The sequence below is a fragment of the Nonomuraea antimicrobica genome, assembly GCF_039536965.1.
Taxonomy (GTDB): domain Bacteria; phylum Actinomycetota; class Actinomycetes; order Streptosporangiales; family Streptosporangiaceae; genus Nonomuraea; species Nonomuraea antimicrobica.
In genome coordinates, this window is sequence record NZ_BAAAZP010000284.1 from 1 (window position 1) to 1,079 (window position 1,079).

Genomic DNA, 1,079 nt, shown 5'->3' on the forward strand with positions numbered 1-1,079 from the left:
GCGGCGAAGCTGGTCTTCGGTTGGGCACGGGCGTTGCGCCAGCGGATGTAGCCACCGATCGCTGCGTTCTGCTCGTCATGAGTGCGGTGGTCGGTGCCGTTGAGGGCGTAGTAGCGCAGTGCGGCGAACTCGGACTCGATCCAGTTCAACCATGAGCCGTAGGTCGGCAGGAACACCAGCTCGACGTCGTTGTCGGCGGCCCAGGCCCGGATCTGTGGATGCTTGTGCGGTGAGTAGTTGTCCATGATCACATACAGCCTCTGGCCAGGCCACCGTGAGCGCAGCGTCTTGAGGAAGGACAGAAACTCCCGCCACCGCTTACGCAGGCGGATGCGGTAGTACAGCTTGCCGGTGGCCAGATCCAGCGCGGCGATCATGTGCATGACGCCGAAGTAGCGGTTGTAGGTGGCCCGCAGCCGGGCCGGGCTTCCGGCCGGACGCCACCGTTTACCCTTGCGGGGCAGCAGGTTCAACGGGCCGAACTCATCGACGCAGATCACTTTCCCGTTGGCGGGTGGGTGATCGTACAACTCCAGCACCCGCTGCATCTTGGCGATGAAGTGCGGGTCGTTGGACGCCTTCCACGTGGTGGTGGTCTGCCAGCTCACACCGCCCTGACGCAGGATGCGCCGCAGGTGCTCGCGGCTGAGGGCGTCCACCACACCGCGAGCGATGAGGTGTTCGGCCAAGGTGCGCAAACTCCAGGTGGAGTGGCCGGTGATGCCCCATTCGGCGGGGACCGTCCGGGCGATCAGGCAGATGTGCTCGCGTGTCTGCTCACTGATCGCCGGCGGCCGGCCCCCGCTCCATTTTGGGTCCAGCGCGTCGAACCCCCGCTCGTTGAAGGCATGGATGACATCACGCACGTAATCCTCACCGACCTGCATCAACGAGGTGATGTCCGGCACGCTCTGACCTTGCCCCGACATCATCACCACGATCGCCCGGCGCAGCTTGACCGGGTCCTTCGCAGTCCGGGTGATGCGCTGGATCTTCCGGCCCTCCTCCATCGACAAGGGCCGGACGAACACATCCGGTGGACGAGCCACGACTACCTCCCAGCTTTCAGAGACAGCCAG

At 64.8% G+C, this 1,079-nt stretch carries 1 protein-coding gene; it reads right to left on the reverse strand.

What is annotated here, in order from left to right:
- The coding region (locus ABD844_RS52695) for an IS630 family transposase (protein WP_344897830.1) at window positions 1-1,049 on the reverse strand (1,049 nt) is incomplete at its 3' end.
- Window positions 1,050-1,079 lie beyond the last annotated feature (30 nt).